We start from the raw sequence: 14,197 nt of genomic DNA, 5'->3' as shown, positions 1-14,197 counted from the left end.
AACGCCACGTATAGAAAAAGGAGCCGCCATGGCTGGCGAAAAGATTGTCGAGACAACAGGATTGCTGGGTTGGGTGGATCGCCGTTTTCCGGCGTCCAAGTTGTGGAAAGAGCACCTTTCCGAGTACTACGCCCCCAAGAATTTCAACTTCTGGTATTTCTTCGGATCGCTGGCGCTGCTGGTGCTGGTCATCCAGATCGTCACCGGCATCTTCCTGGTGATGCACTACAAGCCCGACGCCACCCGCGCGTTCGAGTCGGTCGAATACATCATGCGCGAGGTCCCGTGGGGCTGGCTGGTGCGCTATATGCACTCCACCGGCGCCTCCATGTTCTTCGTGGTGGTCTACCTGCACATGCTGCGCGGCCTGTTCTACGGCTCGTACCGCAAGCCGCGCGAACTGGTGTGGATCTTCGGCGTGGCGATCTTCCTGTGCCTGATGGCCGAGGCCTTCTTCGGCTACCTGCTGCCGTGGGGCCAGATGTCCTACTGGGGCGCGCAGGTCATCGTGAACCTGTTCTCGGCCATCCCGTTCATCGGGCCCGAACTGTCCATCTGGATCCGCGGCGACTACGTCGTGTCCGATGCCACGCTGAACCGCTTCTTCTCGTTCCACGTCATCGCCATTCCGCTGGTGCTGGTGGGCCTGGTGGCGGCGCACATCGTGGCGCTGCACGAAGTCGGTTCCAACAACCCCGACGGCGTTGAGATCAAGCAGGGGCCGAAGGACAAGTATGGCCGTCCCATGGACGGCATCCCGTTCCATCCCTACTACACGGTGCACGACATCGTGGGCGTGGCGGGCTTCCTCATCGTGTTCTTCGCCATCGTGTTCTTTGCCCCCGAGATGGGCGGCTACTTCCTCGAGTTCAACAACTTCATCCCCGCCGACGCGCTGAAGACGCCGCCGCACATCGCGCCGGTGTGGTACTTCACGCCGTTCTACTCGATGCTGCGCGCCACCACCGACGAGTTCACGTGGGTCCTGGCCGCCGCGGCGGTGCTGGGCGCCATCGCGCTGTTCCTGCGCGGCGGCCTCAAGGGCATCCTGCGCATCGCGGTGCCGGTCTTGCTCATCGTCATCGCGGTCCTGCTGCGCAGCATCGACGCCAAGTTCTGGGGCGTGGTCGCCATGGGTGGCGCGGTGGTCATCCTGTTCTTCCTGCCGTGGCTCGACCATTCCCCGGTCAAGTCCATCCGCTACCGTCCGGGCTGGCACAAGACGCTGTACGGCATCTTCATCGTGAACTTCCTGGTGCTGGGCTACCTGGGCACGCAACCGCCCAGCGATGCGTTCAACCTCATGTCGCAGATCGGAACGGTGATCTACCTGGGCTTCTTCTTCCTGATGCCCCTGTGGAGCCGGCTGGGCACGTTCAAACCCGTGCCCGACCGCGTCACCTTCCTTCCCCACTGAGCCCGCCACTGAACGGAATGACCATGATCAAGAAACTGATCGGTGCCGTAGCGTTGATGCTCACGTGTACCGCCGCCTACGCCGCCGAGAGCGGCTATCCGCTGCAGAAGGCGCCCGAGCGCATCAACGACCTGGCCGCCCTGCAAAATGGCGCCAAGCTATTCGTCAACTACTGCCTGAACTGCCACAGCGCCAACTCCATGCGCTACAACAAGCTGGCCGAGATCGGGCTCACCGACGACCAGATCCGCGCCAACCTGCTGTTCACCGGCGAGAAAGTCGGCGACCTGATGCACATCGCCATGACCCCGGCCGACGCCAAGCGCTGGTTCGGCACCACGCCGCCCGACCTGTCGGTCATCGCGCGCGCCAAGTCGATCAACGCCGGACCCACCGGCGCCGACTACATCTACACCTACCTGCGCACGTTCTATCGAGACTCCAGCAAGGCCAGCGGGTGGAACAACCTGGTGTTCCCCAACGTGGGCATGCCGCACGTGCTCTGGGAACGCCAGGGTCCGCGCGAACTGACCACGGTCGCCATGCATCAGGCGCAGAGCAAGGACGGCGCGCCGACCTGGGAGCGCGTCACCACGGTGTACGACGCCCAGGGGTTCGCCGACGTCAAGACCGAGCCCGTCGCCAATTACCATGGCCACGGCGGGGTCGAAACGCGTTTCAAGGCGCTCAACCCGGCCCAGGCGGCCGTCTACGACCGCGACATGGCGGACCTGACCGGTTTCATGGCCTGGATGGCCGAACCGGCCCAGCGGCAGCGCCGCGAACTAGGGGTCTGGGTGCTGCTGTTCCTGGGCGTTTTCTTCGTGATCGCCTGGCAATTGAACGCTTCCTACTGGAAACACGTGCGATAACCTGCTAAAACATCTGGTTTGGCCCCAACCGGCCAGGCCCTGTGGGCCTGGTTCGGTTGCCCGAACCGGACGCAATGCGGGCCTGATGCGGGCGTTTCATGCCTGACGCAGCAACGGCCCCCGCGCCCCGCCTGGAATTCCGGGCCAGCGCCCGCTAGACTGGCGGCGCTGGCCTTTCGCTTTTCATACAAGGACTTACCACCATGATGGTGCTCTACTCCGGGACCACGTGCCCCTTTTCGCAACGCTGCCGCTTCGTGCTTTTCGAAAAGGGCATGGATTTCGAGATCCGGGACATCGACCTGTACAACAAGCCCGAAGACATCTCGGTGATGAATCCCTACGGCCAGGTTCCCATCCTGGTCGAGCGCGACCTGATCCTGTACGAGTCGAACATCATCAATGAGTACATCGACGAGCGCTTCCCCCACCCGCAGCTGATGCCGGCCGATCCGGTCATGCGCGCGCGCACCCGCCTGTTCCTGTACAACTTCGAGAAGGAACTGTTCGTCCACGTCTCCACGCTGGAAGATCGCTCGGCCAAGCCGGACGACAAGAAGATGGTCGTTGCGCGCCAGCACATCCGCGACCGCCTGGCCCAGCTGGCCCCCATGCTGCTGAAGAACAAGTACATGCTGGGCGAAGAGTTCTCGATGCTGGACGTGGCCGTGGCCCCGCTGCTGTGGCGCCTGGACCATTACGGCATCGAGCTGCCCAAGAACGCAGCTCCCATCCAGAAATATGCCGAACGCATCTTCTCGCGTCCGGCCTACATTGAAGCGCTGACGCCTTCCGAGAAGGTCATGCGCCGCTAACCATGGGCGAAACCTCGACCAAACCCTATCTGATCCGCGCCCTGCACGAATGGTGTACCGATAACGGCTACACGCCGTACATCACCGTGCAGGTCGACGCGCACACGCTCGTGCCGATGGCGCACGTGCGCGACGGCCAGATCACCCTCAACGTGGGCACGCTTGCCACCAACAAGCTGGTGCTGGGCAACGAGTTCATCGAGTTCCAGGCCCGCTTCAGCGGCGTGACCGAGAACGTCATGGTGCCGATCACGGCCGTCAGCGCCATCTATGCGCGCGAGACGGGCGCCGGCATGGGCTTCGAAGTGCAGCCGTACGAGCCTTCGGCGACCGAGGGCGAAGGCTCGCCCGCCGAGCCCGCCCTGGCCGACGACGCCGACGGCGACGGCCCCGACGACGACGAGCCCAAGCGTCCGCGGCTAACCATCGTCAAATGACGCAAGGCGCCCCGCCTGTGGCGCCGCGTTTACCCTACAATGCAGTCCCCCTGCCTCGCATCCCTGCGAGGCGGGTTGTTGCCGGTGTAGCTCAGTTGGTAGAGCAGCTCACTTGTAATGAGAAGGTCGAGGGTTCGATTCCTTTCACCGGCACCATAAGAACAAGGGCTTGGCCAACCTCCAATAGCAGCCCCGACGACGCGCAAGTTGCAACAGCTCCACGCCGCGGTGGATCTCACCTTTCTGCGCGTCCCACCCGGCAACCGTTTGGAAGCCCTGCAGGGCAATAGCAAAGGTCAGTACAGCGCCCGTATCAACGACCAATGGCGCGTCTGCTTCCGGTTCCAGGGAAGCAGCGCGCTCGACGTAGAGATCACCGATTACCACTGACCGGAGTATCGCCATGACCCGACAAGTACCGCTTGCCACTACCGGCGAAGTCCTGCTCCACGACTGGCTGGAGCCGCGGGGCATTTCGCAGTACGCACTGGCCAAGGCCATCGACGTGCCGCCCCGGCGTATCAACGAGATTGTCAAGGGCGAGCGCGCCATCTCTGCCGACACCGCCGTGCGGCTGGGCATTTTCTTCAACACCAACGCGCAGAGTTGGATGAACCTGCAGACGCATTACGACACTGAAACTGCCCGAGAAAAGATCGGTGCCCCCAAGCTCGCCGAGATTCAGCGCCACGCCCTGGCCGCTTGAGTCGGCGATATGACCCGCGTTTCGCTGTCCATGTCGGACCTGCATCCGCCCGTGCTGAGCGGCACCCCGCGCAAATTCCATGGGCGCTTTCCGGATGGCGGCGAGGACGACGTTTATTCTTCGGTGTGCCGGCTCCTCCATGAGTACGGACCTGATGCCATGGCCGCCGCGCTCCTTGGCGAAGCGAAACGTATCCTGACCGACGCGGACTCGCAGGAAAGCGACAGTCGCCTGGACGAAGCCGACGATCTTTCATATCTCGCTCGTAACCTGCAGTGCAGCTCGCTTCGTCCGGACTGGCTGAAACGGGTCGAAGCCTCCCGGGACTTTCAATCGAAGGGTAAGGCGCTCGATGCGAGGTTGGACGACTGCGACGCGACGCGGCATACCGTTGCGACTCTGCTGCAGCCGATCGTCGACATGACCGGTCGACTCAACAGCGTCCTGGAAGACTGGCGGCAGATCAGTCTGAAGACTTGGCTTGCTCAGAACATGCCGAAGGACGACGCAATTGGGTGTGGCAGGGCGGCACGCGCGCAGATTCATCGACAGGCCAGCGAGGTACATTGCAAGACCGCCCAGCTGGTCAAGCGCGCGCTGGACTGCCGAGGAAAGTATCGTGACAATTGGTTCGCTGACACCACGCATTCCTCCGACATCGACGAGCGATTGACGACCTGCGTCGCGTTCGAGATCTTGCCCGGAAAGTACGTTCAAACGTGGGAATGCTGGCAACGTTATGACGACGCGCTCGCCGATTATGCAGGCAAAGTAGCGACGCTTGCCAAGATGCCCTGGCCGACAAGCGAGGCGAGCCAGCTATATCTCATCGTTCAAGAGAAGATCGAAAGCTTCGCCGACCTGTTCTGCAAACTGCTCGGCGAATCCAATCTGGATTCGGTCAGATCGATCCGTCGGTATCTGCAAGCCGCAACCACCGAGTCCTCGACCGGCTGATTGCAGTAGCGCTTCTGCAGAGCGGTCAAACCGCGATCCAGCGGGCCAACGCCTGAAGGACCAGCGCGTTCGATGAGGCGGGAATGCGGTTTGCGGCGCGGGCACTTCATCCCTGCCCAACGGAAACCCAGACCATGACCCATACCGCCTTGTTTCCAGCGCTTGATCGTGGGCCCGGGGTGGCGCGTCTGCACGTGCCCATGCCGCCCACACCGTCTCCGCCCACGACCATACCGGGACACGATCCGACGATGCCTCCCGAGCCGGACGTCGTCCCCGACCCCGCGCCGGAGCCGGAGATTCCCCCTACTGACCCGGACGTCGTCCCGCCCCCGTCACCCGGCGAGGGACGGCTGACCCGGCGCCGCCGCACCCCACTGAATTCGTCTGGCCGCCAACCCATGGCGCGAGCGTCCGCATAGCATCGCCGCGTCGCCATTGCTCACCTGCGGCCCGCGCGATGCGCGAGCCCGACCGGAGGCTCCGATGACACGAACATATATCGCTTGCCTGGTCATTCTTACGCTCGGCGCCTGCAAGGGCGGCGACACCGAGTCGCCCGTGAAGGCGCCCGGCGAGGACAAGAGCGCGAAGACCGCCACGCTTGAAACAGGGGCTGCGGCGCTGCAGAGCAAGCCCCCTGTCGACGCTCTCAACGCCTACCTGGACGGCTTCCATTTCTACAACGGACGCCCGAACATGCAGATGGAGGCGCACCACTATTGCTCCATCCTCAATGACGAAGTGATCCAGTGCGTCATCTACGACGGCAACGTCGGCGACGCGAAGCTGATGGGCGTGGAGTACATCATCAGCGAGAAACTGTTCAAGGAATTGCCCGAGGCGGAGAAGCCGCTGTGGCACAGCCATGTCCACGAGGTGAAGTCGGGGCAACTGGTGGCGCCGGGCATTCCGCAGGTCGCCGAGCATGAGCTGATGGAAAAGCTGGTCAGCACGTACGGCAAGACCTTCCACACCTGGCATACCGATCTCGACAAGACCCTGCCGCTGGGGCTGCCGCAGCTGATGATGGGATTCACCAAGGACGGGCAGGCGGACCCGACGATGGTCGAGGCGCGCAACCGGCGGCTGGGTGTAGACAGCGAACAGAAGCGCAAAAACCGGGAAGACATTCCCGCACCCCCTATCGCTGCCGGCGCCAATGCCTGGGAATCGGGAACCATCATCCAGATCGAGGATCCGACGCGCTCGCCGGACGCCCACGGCCATCACGGGTTCTCACCCGCGCCGCAGAACAACGCCAGGTCGGTGCAGCCCAAGTGACGCCAGACGCACGGAATGCGGCTTGCTGACCAGGGGTGATGGAACGCCGCCGTGCGAGCGGCATGACCTGAGGAGGTCGACATGCAGAGACATCCCACACCGGCGCCCGAGGAAAAGCGGGACGCCGCAGCCAAGCCTTCCGAGTCCGACGAGGCGCCGTCGGACTCGGGCGAGGAGTCGGTCTACAACCAGCCGCACTCGGGGCGCAGGGCCGCGGGGCACGGCGGCGGATCGCTGGATCCCGGCGAAGAGGGCGTCGATGACTCGTCGGCGCCCGGCTCGGTCTTCAGCGGCGCGGGCCGCAGTCACACGCATCAGGAGTCGCTGCAGCGGGAGACGGCGGAGGAACTGGAAAGCCGCAGCGGCCCGTACGTGCGCAGCGGACAGCCTGCGAATGGAGCGGTGGAAGAGCGGCAGGCGGCAGACGGGAACCAGTCCAGGCCGGACAGCCCGGAGTCGGATGACCAGGACTCCGGACCTCCGCGTACGGGAGGCGCGCGCAGGCCGCCTGAGTGAGGCTACTAGAGCTCACCTCTCTCCGAACGCATCCAGCAACCGCGCCACCAGCGGATTGTCCGCGTCCCGCCTGCTGACGCCGTACGACTCCGATCGTGCCGCCCCCGACGTCAGCGGCCGGAACACCGCGCCGCGCAAGGCCGAGCGCTCCAGCGCCTGCGGCACCAGCGCCACGCCCAGCCCCTGCGACACCAGCGACACCACGGCCAGCCAGTGCCTGACCTCATGCCGCACGTCCGGCCGGAAACCCGCTTCGGCGCAGATCGACAGCACCCGATCGTGATAGTCGGGCGACACGCTGTGCGCGAACAGCACCAGCGGCTCGGAGGCCAGATCGGCGGGAGCCACGGCACGCTTGCCGGCCAGGCGGTGCCTGGTGGGCAGGCAGCACACGAAAGGCTCGGACAGCAGCAGCCGGCTTTCCAGTTCATCGGGCAGGCGGCTGGTATGCACGAAGCCCACGTCCAACCTGTCGTGCATCAGTTCGGCGATCTGCTCGCCTGAGTTCAGCTCGGTAAGCTTGATGCGCACGCCGGGGTAGCGCGCCTGGAAGCTGCGCAGGGCCTGCGGCAGGCCGCGGTACAGCATGGCGCCCACGAATCCGATGCGCAGGTGGCCCGCCATGCCGGCCGCGGCATCGCGAGCCTCCAGCGCGGCCTCTTCGGCCTGGGCGAGGATCTTGCGCGCCGACACCTGCATGGCGCGGCCGGCGGGCGTCAGCCGCACCTCTTTGTTGTTGCGTTCGAACAGTCGCGCGCCGACGCTGTCTTCGAGCTGCCGGATGGCCACCGACAGCGGCGGCTGCGAAATGGACAGGCGTGCGGCGGCCCGGCCGAAATGCAATTCTTCGGCCAGCACGGAGAAATAACGCAGGTGGCGCAATTCCATGATCGCCCGAGGCTGCCTATCAACGATACGAATCAAGAATCGTACAAGACTAAATCAATATTGGATACCTATCGTCTACGCGCCTAGAATTTTCAGAAAAAAGGACAGACACGAGGAGACGACGGCATGGCCGACACCACGCAGCACCCCGTTCCCGACCGCCGCGGCGAGAACTTCTACACCACCGACCGCGAACTGCAGGCGCTGCTGCCGCTGTACCTGCCGGCCGACCTGTTGCAGCACATGGCGCCCCACTTCAGCCGGCTCGGCGAACTGGCGGGCGGCCGTCTGGACGAACTGGCCGGCATCGCCGACCACAATCCCCCGACACTGCAGCACCGGTCACGCAGCGGCCTCGACGAACAGCGCGTACTGAAGCACCCCGCCTACGTCGAGATGGAGCGCCTGGCCTTCAGCGAGTTCGGCCTGGGCGCCATGTCGCATCGCGACGAAACGCTGGGCTGGCGCGGCAAGATGCCGCCCGCCGTGAAATACGTGCTGACCTACCTGTTCGTGCAGTCGGAGTTCGGGCTGTGCTGCCCGGTGTCGATGACGGACTCGCTCACCCGCACGCTGCGCAAGTTCGGCAGCCCCGAACTGGTCCAGCGATTCCTGCCGCGGCTGACCTCGCTGGACTTCGACGAGCTGGCGCAGGGCGCCATGTTCATGACCGAACAGGGGGCCGGCTCGGACATCGCGGCCACGGCCACCGAGGCGCGCCGCGACGAAGCCGGCAACTGGCGCCTGTATGGCGACAAGTGGTTCTGCTCCAACCCCGACGCGGAGTTCGCGATGGTGCTGGCGCGGCCCGACGACGCACCGGCCGGCATGAAGGGCATCTCGCTGTTCCTGCTGCCGCGCCACCTGGAAGACGGCAGCGCCAACGCCTATCGCATCATCCGCCTGAAGGACAAGCTGGGCACGCGTTCGATGGCCAGCGGCGAGATCCGGCTGGAAGGCGCCGTGGCCTACCTGGTGGGAGAACCCGGCCGAGGCTTCGTGCAGATGGCCGACATGGTGAACAACTCGCGGCTGTCCAACGGCGTGCGTGCCGCCGGCCTGATGCGGCGCGCGGTGGCCGAGGCCGAGTTCGTGGCGCGCGAGCGCCGCGCCTTCGGCAAGTCGCTGCAGGACATGCCGCTGATGCGCCGCCAGCTGGACAAGCTGCGCGTGCCCGCCGAGCAGGCGCGCACGATGCTGTTCCAGACCGCGCAGGCGCTGGCCCGTTCCGACGCGGGCGAGCCGGGCGCCTACGCGCTGCTGCGCATCCTGACGCCGCTCATCAAGTTCCGCGCCTGCCGCGATGCCCGCAAGGTGACGGGCGACGCGATGGAGGTGCGCGGCGGATGCGGCTACATCGAGGAGTGGAGCGACCCGCGCCTGCTGCGCGATGCGCACCTGGGCTCGATCTGGGAAGGCACCAGCAACATCGTGGCGCTGGACGTGATACGCGCGATCAAGCGCGAGGACTCGCTGCCCGTGTTGCGCGCGCACGCAATGTCTCTGCTGGAACAGGCCGACCTGGCGCCGGCGTTCGCCGATGCGCTGCGCGGCGCGCTGGATGGCGCATGCGCCCTGGCGCAGACTGCTGCCCGCGACGGCGGCGACGCGCTTGCGCGCCAGGCCGCCTCGGCGCTTTACCACTGCACCAGCGCCATCGCCATGAGCTGGGAAGCGTCGGCGACCGGCTCGGCCGACCGGCTTCGCTGGGCGCAGCTGGCGCTGCGGCATCGCGTGCTGCCGCGCGACCCATTGGCGCCCGACGAGCTTCCCGCGGCCTGGAACCGCGCCGCCGAGCCCGCCGCGGCCACGATCTGATTCACCCCCACAACCACAACAGCACCATCGCGTCCCGCGGCGCCTGAGCCGCGCGGAACGCGACATGCACCCGGAGACACCACCTATGAAAAAGCGCATCTTCCTGTCCGCCCTGGCCGCCACCGCCGTGCTCGCGGGCCTGCCGACACTGTCGGCGGCCGCCGAGTCGTTTCCGTCCAAGCCCTTGACGCTGGTGATTCCCTATCCGCCGGGCGGTCCGACCGACGCGATGGCGCGCACGCTGGCTTCCGAGATCTCGAACTTTCTCACCCAGCCGATGATCGTGGAGAACCGCGCCGGGGCCAACGGCAACATCGGCGCCGAGCACGTGGCGCGCGCGGCGCCCGACGGCTACACGCTGATGTTCGGCACCTCCGGCCCGCTGGCCATCAACGCCAGTCTGTACCGGAACCTGAACTACGACCCCATCAAGAGTTATGCGCCGGTGGTGAACGTGGGCTACCTGCCCAACATCCTGGTGGTCCATCCCAGCGTGCCGGCCAAGACCGTGCCCGAGCTGGTGGCCTACTCGAAGAAGAACCCCGGCAAGCTCACCTTCGCCTCGTCGGGCAGCGGCGCGTCGTCGCACTTGGCCGGCGTGATGTTCAACGGCCTGGCAGGCACGGACTTCATGCACGTGCCATACAAGGGCACCGGCCCCGCGCTCAGCGACCTGCTGGGCGGCCACGTCACCATGAGCTTCACCGACGTGCTCACCGCCAAGCCCTACGTCGAAAGCGGCAAGCTGCGCGCCCTCGGCGTCACCACCGCCAAGCGGTCGCAGGCCCTGCCCGACGTGCCCACCGTGGCCGAGCAGGGCTATGCGGGCTATGACGTGAGCGTGTTCTTCGGCATCGTCGCGCCGGCGGGCACGCCTGCGGACCGCATCGCCACGCTGCACAAGGCTTTCGCGCAGGCGCTGCAGTCCGAGAAGGTGAAGGCCCTGTTCGCGTCGCAAGGCCTCGAGGCCGCGCCCGACAGCAGCCCGCAGGCGCTGGGCAAGTTCATCGCGCAGGAAAAGGCAAAGTGGGCCACGGTGGTGGAAAAGTCCGGCGCGCAGGTCAACTGACACTCACGGAAACAGCGGCAATGAGCATTGCGATGAATCGTGGATCCCTGGCCGGCCTGCGTGTGCTGGACCTCTCGCGCATCCTGGGCGGGCCGTACTGCGGGCAGATCCTGGGCGATCACGGCGCCGACGTGCTGAAGATCGAGCCGCCGCAGGGCGACGACACGCGCACCTGGGGCCCGCCGTTTCGCGACGGCGTGGCCTCGTACTACTTCGGGCTGAATCGCAACAAGCGCATCCAGCACCTGGACCTGGCCACGGAACAGGACCGCGAGCGCCTGCTGGAGCTGATCGCGCAGGCCGACGTGCTGCTGGAGAACTTCAAGATCGGCACAATGGAGCGCTGGAACCTGGGCTACGACGCACTGTCGCAGCGCTTTCCGCGGCTGATCTGGTGCCGCGTGTCGGGCTTCGGCGCGGACGGTCCGCTGGGCGCGCTGCCCGGCTACGACGCCGCCATCCAGGCCATGAGCGGCATCATGAGCGTGAACGGCGAGGCCGGCGGCGACGCGCTGCGCGTGGGCCTGCCCGTGGTGGACATGGTGACCGGCCTGAACGCCGTCATCGGCATCATGATGGCCCTGCAGGAACGGCAGCGCAGCGGCATGGGCCAGTTCGTGGAAGCCGCGCTGTACGACAGCGGCCTGTCGCTGCTGCATCCGCATGCGGCCAACTGGTTCATGGACGGCCGCGTGCCGCAGCGCACGGGAAATGCGCATCCCAACATCTATCCCTACGACACCTTCCGCACGGCCACCGAGCCGCTGTTCCTGGCCGTCGGCAACGACCGGCAGTTCACCACGCTGTGCGGAGTGATCGGTCGCCCCGACCTGGCCCAGGACGAGCGCTTCACCAGCGCGGGCGGGCGCTCGACGCATCGCGCGGCGTTGAAAGAGGCGCTGGAGGCCGCGCTGTCGGCCTTCGATGCCGAAAGCCTGGTGGACCGGCTGATGGCCGCCAACGTGCCGGCCGCGCCGGTGCTGCCGGTGGACGCGGCGCTGACGCATCCGCACACGGTCCACCGCGAGATGGTGGTGAGCCTGGGCGAAAACTACCGCGGCCTGGCCGCGCCGGTGAAACTGAGCCGCACGCCGGCAACGTATCGCCACGCGCCGCTGACCCCGGGCAGCGAGTTCGAGCCGCTGCCGCCGGCGCTCGATGCCGATTGACGTACGCCTGCGGCCCGTTGGCCGCGGTGCGACGGGAGGCGCAAGCGCGCACCCGCGTTTTCGTGCATAATCGCGGGCCTCTGCCTGTTCCCCGATAGCTCAGTCGGTAGAGCGACGGACTGTTAATCCGCAGGTCGCTGGTTCGAACCCAGCTCGGGGAGCCATCTCTTTCGGCTCACAGCCATCCCCCCCATCGCGTGTCCGCACCGCACTCAATCGTGCGGATCGTCGTGCGTGCATGCGTGCCATCAGCCCAGGCGGCGGCGCGCCCCGATGTCCTCACCGCGGGGAACATCGAGACCGCGTGGGACTCAAACACAGAGCCACTACAATGTCCCATCGCCCGCCGGCCTCCCGGGCCGCGAGCCGCCTTGCAGGAATGCCGCCATGCCAGTCGCCGACGCAACCTACGAAAAAGCCTATTCCGACCGCCGCTTCTGGCGCAAGGTGTCCGGCCATGCCTCGGCAGCCGGCCGCCAGGCGCTCGAGAAAGCGCTGTGGCTCTATTACGGCGTGAAAAGCCCCGACACCCCGAAGTGGGCGCGCCGCGTCATCTACGGCGCGCTGGGCTATTTCGTGCTGCCGCTGGATGCCATCCCCGACCTGGCGCCCCTGGTCGGCTACACCGACGACCTGAGCGTGATGGCCGCGGCCGTGGCCGCCGTGGCCTTCGCCATCACCGACGACGTCAAGCAGCAAGCCAACGACACGCTGACGCGCTGGGTGGGCGACAGGCCCGCCGAGGCGCCGGCCGCGGACGCCGATGCCGCCTCCACCCGCGCCGTCTGAGGCGGGACAGTCGCCGCTGGACGGCGCCGGCGGGCATTGGCTTGCTGAAGCGGTCCGGCTGCGCGAAGCGCACTGGGGACCGCTGGAAGACGCCGACGCGGTTCGCCAGGCGCGCCTGCACGGCGGCGAGCTGACTTCCCGGATCCTGCTGCGCGCGCATTTGCTGGCGCGCCGCGAGGGCCTGGACGCCTTGCTGGCGCGCTGGCGGCAGGGCGCCGCCATGACCTTCGTGATCCTGGTGCTGGCCACGCTGCTGGCCGGCGCCGGCGCGGCATTGGGCGCCTTGGGCGACGGCAGCCGCCCCGTCAATGTGCTCTGGGCCATCGGGGCGCTGCTGGGCCTGCATGCGCTCACCTTCCTGATCTGGCTGGGCAGCTTCCTTATCCGTCCCGCCCATGTCACGGGCCTGGGCCGGTTGTGGCTGTGGGCCACGCGCAAGCTGGCGCGCGGCCCCGATGCCGCGCTGGTGCCGCAGGCCCTGCTGAATCTGCTGGCTCGCGCAGGCGCCCTGCGCTGGCTGTTCGGCTCGGTCAGCCACCTGCTGTGGCTGGCCGCCCTGTGCACGGTTCTGGCGGCGCTGTTGACGGTGCTGTCCACCGCCAGCTACCGCTTCGTCTGGGCCACCACGCTGCTGCAGCCCGAGACCTTCGTGCGCCTGGTGGCTGTGCTGGGATGGCTGCCGGCCCAGCTGGGCTTTGCCGCGCCCGATCCCGCCGTGGTGCGCGCCAGCGACGGCGCGCAGGCCCTGCCGGCCGGCGCCCAGGCTCAATGGGCCATCTGGCTGCTGGGGCTGGTCATCTGCTATGGCATCGTGCCGCGCCTGCTGGCGGGCCTCGCCTGCGTAGTCATGAGCGGACGCGCGCTGCGCGGCCTGCGCATCGATCCGGAGCTGCCCGGCTATGCGGCGCTGCGCGGCCGCCTGCAGCCGCCCGCCGAATCCATGGGCGTGGACGAGCCGGCGGGGCCGCTGCGCACGCCGGCCGTGGTCGCGGCCCAGGTCTTGCAAACCCTGTCGGGCCAGGCGGTACTGGCCGGCATCGAACTGCCGCCCGGTGCCGATTGGCCGCCGTCCGAACTGCCGGCCCAGGTGCACGACGCCGGTGTTCTCGATACGCGCGAGCAGCGCAATGCGCTGCTGGATGCCTTGGCCCGCACGCATGCGCCGCGGCTGCTGCTGGCCTGCGACGCGCAGCAGACGCCCGATCGCGGCAGCCTGGCGCTGATCGCCGACCTGTCGGGCAAGGCCGCGCAAACTCGCGTGTGGCTGTCGGCGCGGTTCGGCGATGCGGCCGCGCCAGACCGCGCCGCCGTCTGGCGCACTCGCCTGCAAGAGGCCGGCCTGCCGGCCGAGGCCATCCTGCACGACGCGGACCGGCCGCTCGAGTGGCTGGCGGACGTGTCCCAGCCCGCTTCCGCGGGCCGCAGCGGGGTCTGAGCCGAGCCAGGGTCGTACCGCTACC

At 66.9% G+C, this 14,197-nt stretch carries 15 protein-coding genes and 2 tRNA genes; 16 read left to right on the top strand and 1 reads right to left on the bottom strand.

Annotation, left to right across the window (positions count from 1 at the left end; all coding sequences use genetic code 11):
* The first annotated feature begins 28 nt into the window (after positions 1-28).
* The 10 genes from CAL15_RS00830 to CAL15_RS00785 all read left to right on the top strand — a co-directional run bounded on the left by CAL15_RS00830 (position 29) and on the right by CAL15_RS00785 (position 7,004).
* Positions 29-1,417 carry a cytochrome b gene (locus CAL15_RS00830; protein ID WP_086076887.1) on the top strand — a complete coding sequence of 463 codons (1,389 nt, stop codon included), beginning with the start codon at positions 29-31 and terminating at the stop codon, positions 1,415-1,417.
* Between the two features lie 17 nt (positions 1,418-1,434).
* Positions 1,435-2,289, top strand: a complete 855-nt coding sequence (locus tag CAL15_RS00825; protein WP_086076886.1) for a cytochrome c1 — start codon at positions 1,435-1,437, stop codon at positions 2,287-2,289.
* A 203-nt stretch (positions 2,290-2,492) separates the two neighbouring features.
* Positions 2,493-3,104, top strand: a complete 612-nt coding sequence (locus CAL15_RS00820) for a glutathione S-transferase N-terminal domain-containing protein (RefSeq protein ID WP_086076885.1) — start codon at positions 2,493-2,495, stop codon at positions 3,102-3,104.
* Positions 3,105-3,106: 2 nt separating this feature from the next.
* A complete protein-coding gene (locus tag CAL15_RS00815) occupies positions 3,107-3,541 on the top strand; it encodes a ClpXP protease specificity-enhancing factor (RefSeq protein ID WP_086076884.1) in 435 nt (144 codons plus the stop codon).
* Between the two features lie 80 nt (positions 3,542-3,621).
* Positions 3,622-3,697 (top strand) — tRNA-Thr (locus CAL15_RS00810).
* Positions 3,698-3,748: 51 nt separating this feature from the next.
* Positions 3,749-3,931 carry a type II toxin-antitoxin system RelE/ParE family toxin gene (locus tag CAL15_RS00805; RefSeq protein ID WP_332455554.1) on the top strand — a complete coding sequence of 61 codons (183 nt, stop codon included), beginning with the start codon at positions 3,749-3,751 and terminating at the stop codon, positions 3,929-3,931.
* Positions 3,932-3,944: 13 nt separating this feature from the next.
* A complete protein-coding gene (locus CAL15_RS00800; RefSeq protein ID WP_086076882.1) occupies positions 3,945-4,247 on the top strand; it encodes a HigA family addiction module antitoxin in 303 nt (100 codons plus the stop codon).
* Between the two features lie 9 nt (positions 4,248-4,256).
* Positions 4,257-5,204 carry a hypothetical protein gene (locus tag CAL15_RS00795; protein ID WP_086076881.1) on the top strand — a complete coding sequence of 316 codons (948 nt, stop codon included), beginning with the start codon at positions 4,257-4,259 and terminating at the stop codon, positions 5,202-5,204.
* Positions 5,205-5,690: 486 nt separating this feature from the next.
* Positions 5,691-6,488 carry an OBAP family protein gene (locus CAL15_RS00790; RefSeq protein ID WP_086076880.1) on the top strand — a complete coding sequence of 266 codons (798 nt, stop codon included), beginning with the start codon at positions 5,691-5,693 and terminating at the stop codon, positions 6,486-6,488.
* A gap of 81 nt (positions 6,489-6,569) precedes the next feature.
* Positions 6,570-7,004, top strand: coding sequence for a hypothetical protein (locus tag CAL15_RS00785; RefSeq protein ID WP_086076879.1), 435 nt, complete (start codon positions 6,570-6,572; stop codon positions 7,002-7,004).
* A 12-nt stretch (positions 7,005-7,016) separates the two neighbouring features.
* On the opposite strand, the gene CAL15_RS00780 is transcribed toward CAL15_RS00785, so the two are convergent.
* Complete coding sequence (locus tag CAL15_RS00780; RefSeq protein ID WP_086076878.1) at positions 7,017-7,892, bottom strand: LysR substrate-binding domain-containing protein; 876 nt, start codon at positions 7,890-7,892, stop codon at positions 7,017-7,019.
* A gap of 126 nt (positions 7,893-8,018) precedes the next feature.
* Here CAL15_RS00780 and CAL15_RS00775 point away from each other — a divergent pair, with 126 nt between their 5' ends.
* The 6 genes from CAL15_RS00775 to CAL15_RS00750 all read left to right on the top strand — a co-directional run bounded on the left by CAL15_RS00775 (position 8,019) and on the right by CAL15_RS00750 (position 14,172).
* Complete coding sequence (locus tag CAL15_RS00775; protein ID WP_086076877.1) at positions 8,019-9,710, top strand: acyl-CoA dehydrogenase family protein; 1,692 nt, start codon at positions 8,019-8,021, stop codon at positions 9,708-9,710.
* A gap of 85 nt (positions 9,711-9,795) precedes the next feature.
* Complete coding sequence (locus CAL15_RS00770) at positions 9,796-10,779, top strand: Bug family tripartite tricarboxylate transporter substrate binding protein (RefSeq protein ID WP_086076876.1); 984 nt, start codon at positions 9,796-9,798, stop codon at positions 10,777-10,779.
* Positions 10,780-10,811: 32 nt separating this feature from the next.
* Positions 10,812-11,948, top strand: coding sequence for a CaiB/BaiF CoA transferase family protein (locus CAL15_RS00765; protein WP_232468085.1), 1,137 nt, complete (start codon positions 10,812-10,814; stop codon positions 11,946-11,948).
* An 88-nt stretch (positions 11,949-12,036) separates the two neighbouring features.
* A tRNA-Asn gene (locus CAL15_RS00760) sits at positions 12,037-12,112 on the top strand.
* 223 nt (positions 12,113-12,335) lie between these two features.
* Entirely contained in the window at positions 12,336-12,737 is a 402-nt protein-coding gene (locus CAL15_RS00755) for a YkvA family protein (protein WP_086076874.1), read from the top strand.
* Positions 12,712-14,172 (top strand): DUF2868 domain-containing protein, encoded by a 1,461-nt coding sequence (locus CAL15_RS00750; RefSeq protein ID WP_086076873.1) that lies wholly within the window; start codon positions 12,712-12,714, stop codon positions 14,170-14,172. The genes CAL15_RS00755 and CAL15_RS00750 overlap by 26 nt, the downstream gene beginning before the upstream one ends.
* Positions 14,173-14,197: the final 25 nt, after the last annotated feature.

It is taken from the genome of Bordetella genomosp. 13, assembly GCF_002119665.1.
Taxonomy (GTDB): domain Bacteria; phylum Pseudomonadota; class Gammaproteobacteria; order Burkholderiales; family Burkholderiaceae_B; genus Bordetella.
Note: the sequence above shows the minus strand (reverse complement) of the source record. Positions and strands in the feature narration are given on the sequence as shown.

Coding starts and splice junctions, on each gene's coding strand:
- CAL15_RS00830 (WP_086076887.1), top strand. CDS start 29: ATGGCTGGCGAAAAGATTGTCGAGACAACAGGATTGCTGGGTTGGGTG.
- CAL15_RS00825 (WP_086076886.1), top strand. CDS start 1,435: ATGACCATGATCAAGAAACTGATCGGTGCCGTAGCGTTGATGCTCACG.
- CAL15_RS00820 (WP_086076885.1), top strand. CDS start 2,493: ATGATGGTGCTCTACTCCGGGACCACGTGCCCCTTTTCGCAACGCTGC.
- CAL15_RS00815 (WP_086076884.1), top strand. CDS start 3,107: ATGGGCGAAACCTCGACCAAACCCTATCTGATCCGCGCCCTGCACGAA.
- CAL15_RS00800 (WP_086076882.1), top strand. CDS start 3,945: ATGACCCGACAAGTACCGCTTGCCACTACCGGCGAAGTCCTGCTCCAC.
- CAL15_RS00795 (WP_086076881.1), top strand. CDS start 4,257: ATGACCCGCGTTTCGCTGTCCATGTCGGACCTGCATCCGCCCGTGCTG.
- CAL15_RS00790 (WP_086076880.1), top strand. CDS start 5,691: ATGACACGAACATATATCGCTTGCCTGGTCATTCTTACGCTCGGCGCC.
- CAL15_RS00785 (WP_086076879.1), top strand. CDS start 6,570: ATGCAGAGACATCCCACACCGGCGCCCGAGGAAAAGCGGGACGCCGCA.
- CAL15_RS00780 (WP_086076878.1), bottom strand. CDS start 7,892: ATGGAATTGCGCCACCTGCGTTATTTCTCCGTGCTGGCCGAAGAATTG.
- CAL15_RS00775 (WP_086076877.1), top strand. CDS start 8,019: ATGGCCGACACCACGCAGCACCCCGTTCCCGACCGCCGCGGCGAGAAC.
- CAL15_RS00770 (WP_086076876.1), top strand. CDS start 9,796: ATGAAAAAGCGCATCTTCCTGTCCGCCCTGGCCGCCACCGCCGTGCTC.
- CAL15_RS00765 (WP_232468085.1), top strand. CDS start 10,812: ATGAATCGTGGATCCCTGGCCGGCCTGCGTGTGCTGGACCTCTCGCGC.
- CAL15_RS00755 (WP_086076874.1), top strand. CDS start 12,336: ATGCCAGTCGCCGACGCAACCTACGAAAAAGCCTATTCCGACCGCCGC.
- CAL15_RS00750 (WP_086076873.1), top strand. CDS start 12,712: ATGCCGCCTCCACCCGCGCCGTCTGAGGCGGGACAGTCGCCGCTGGAC.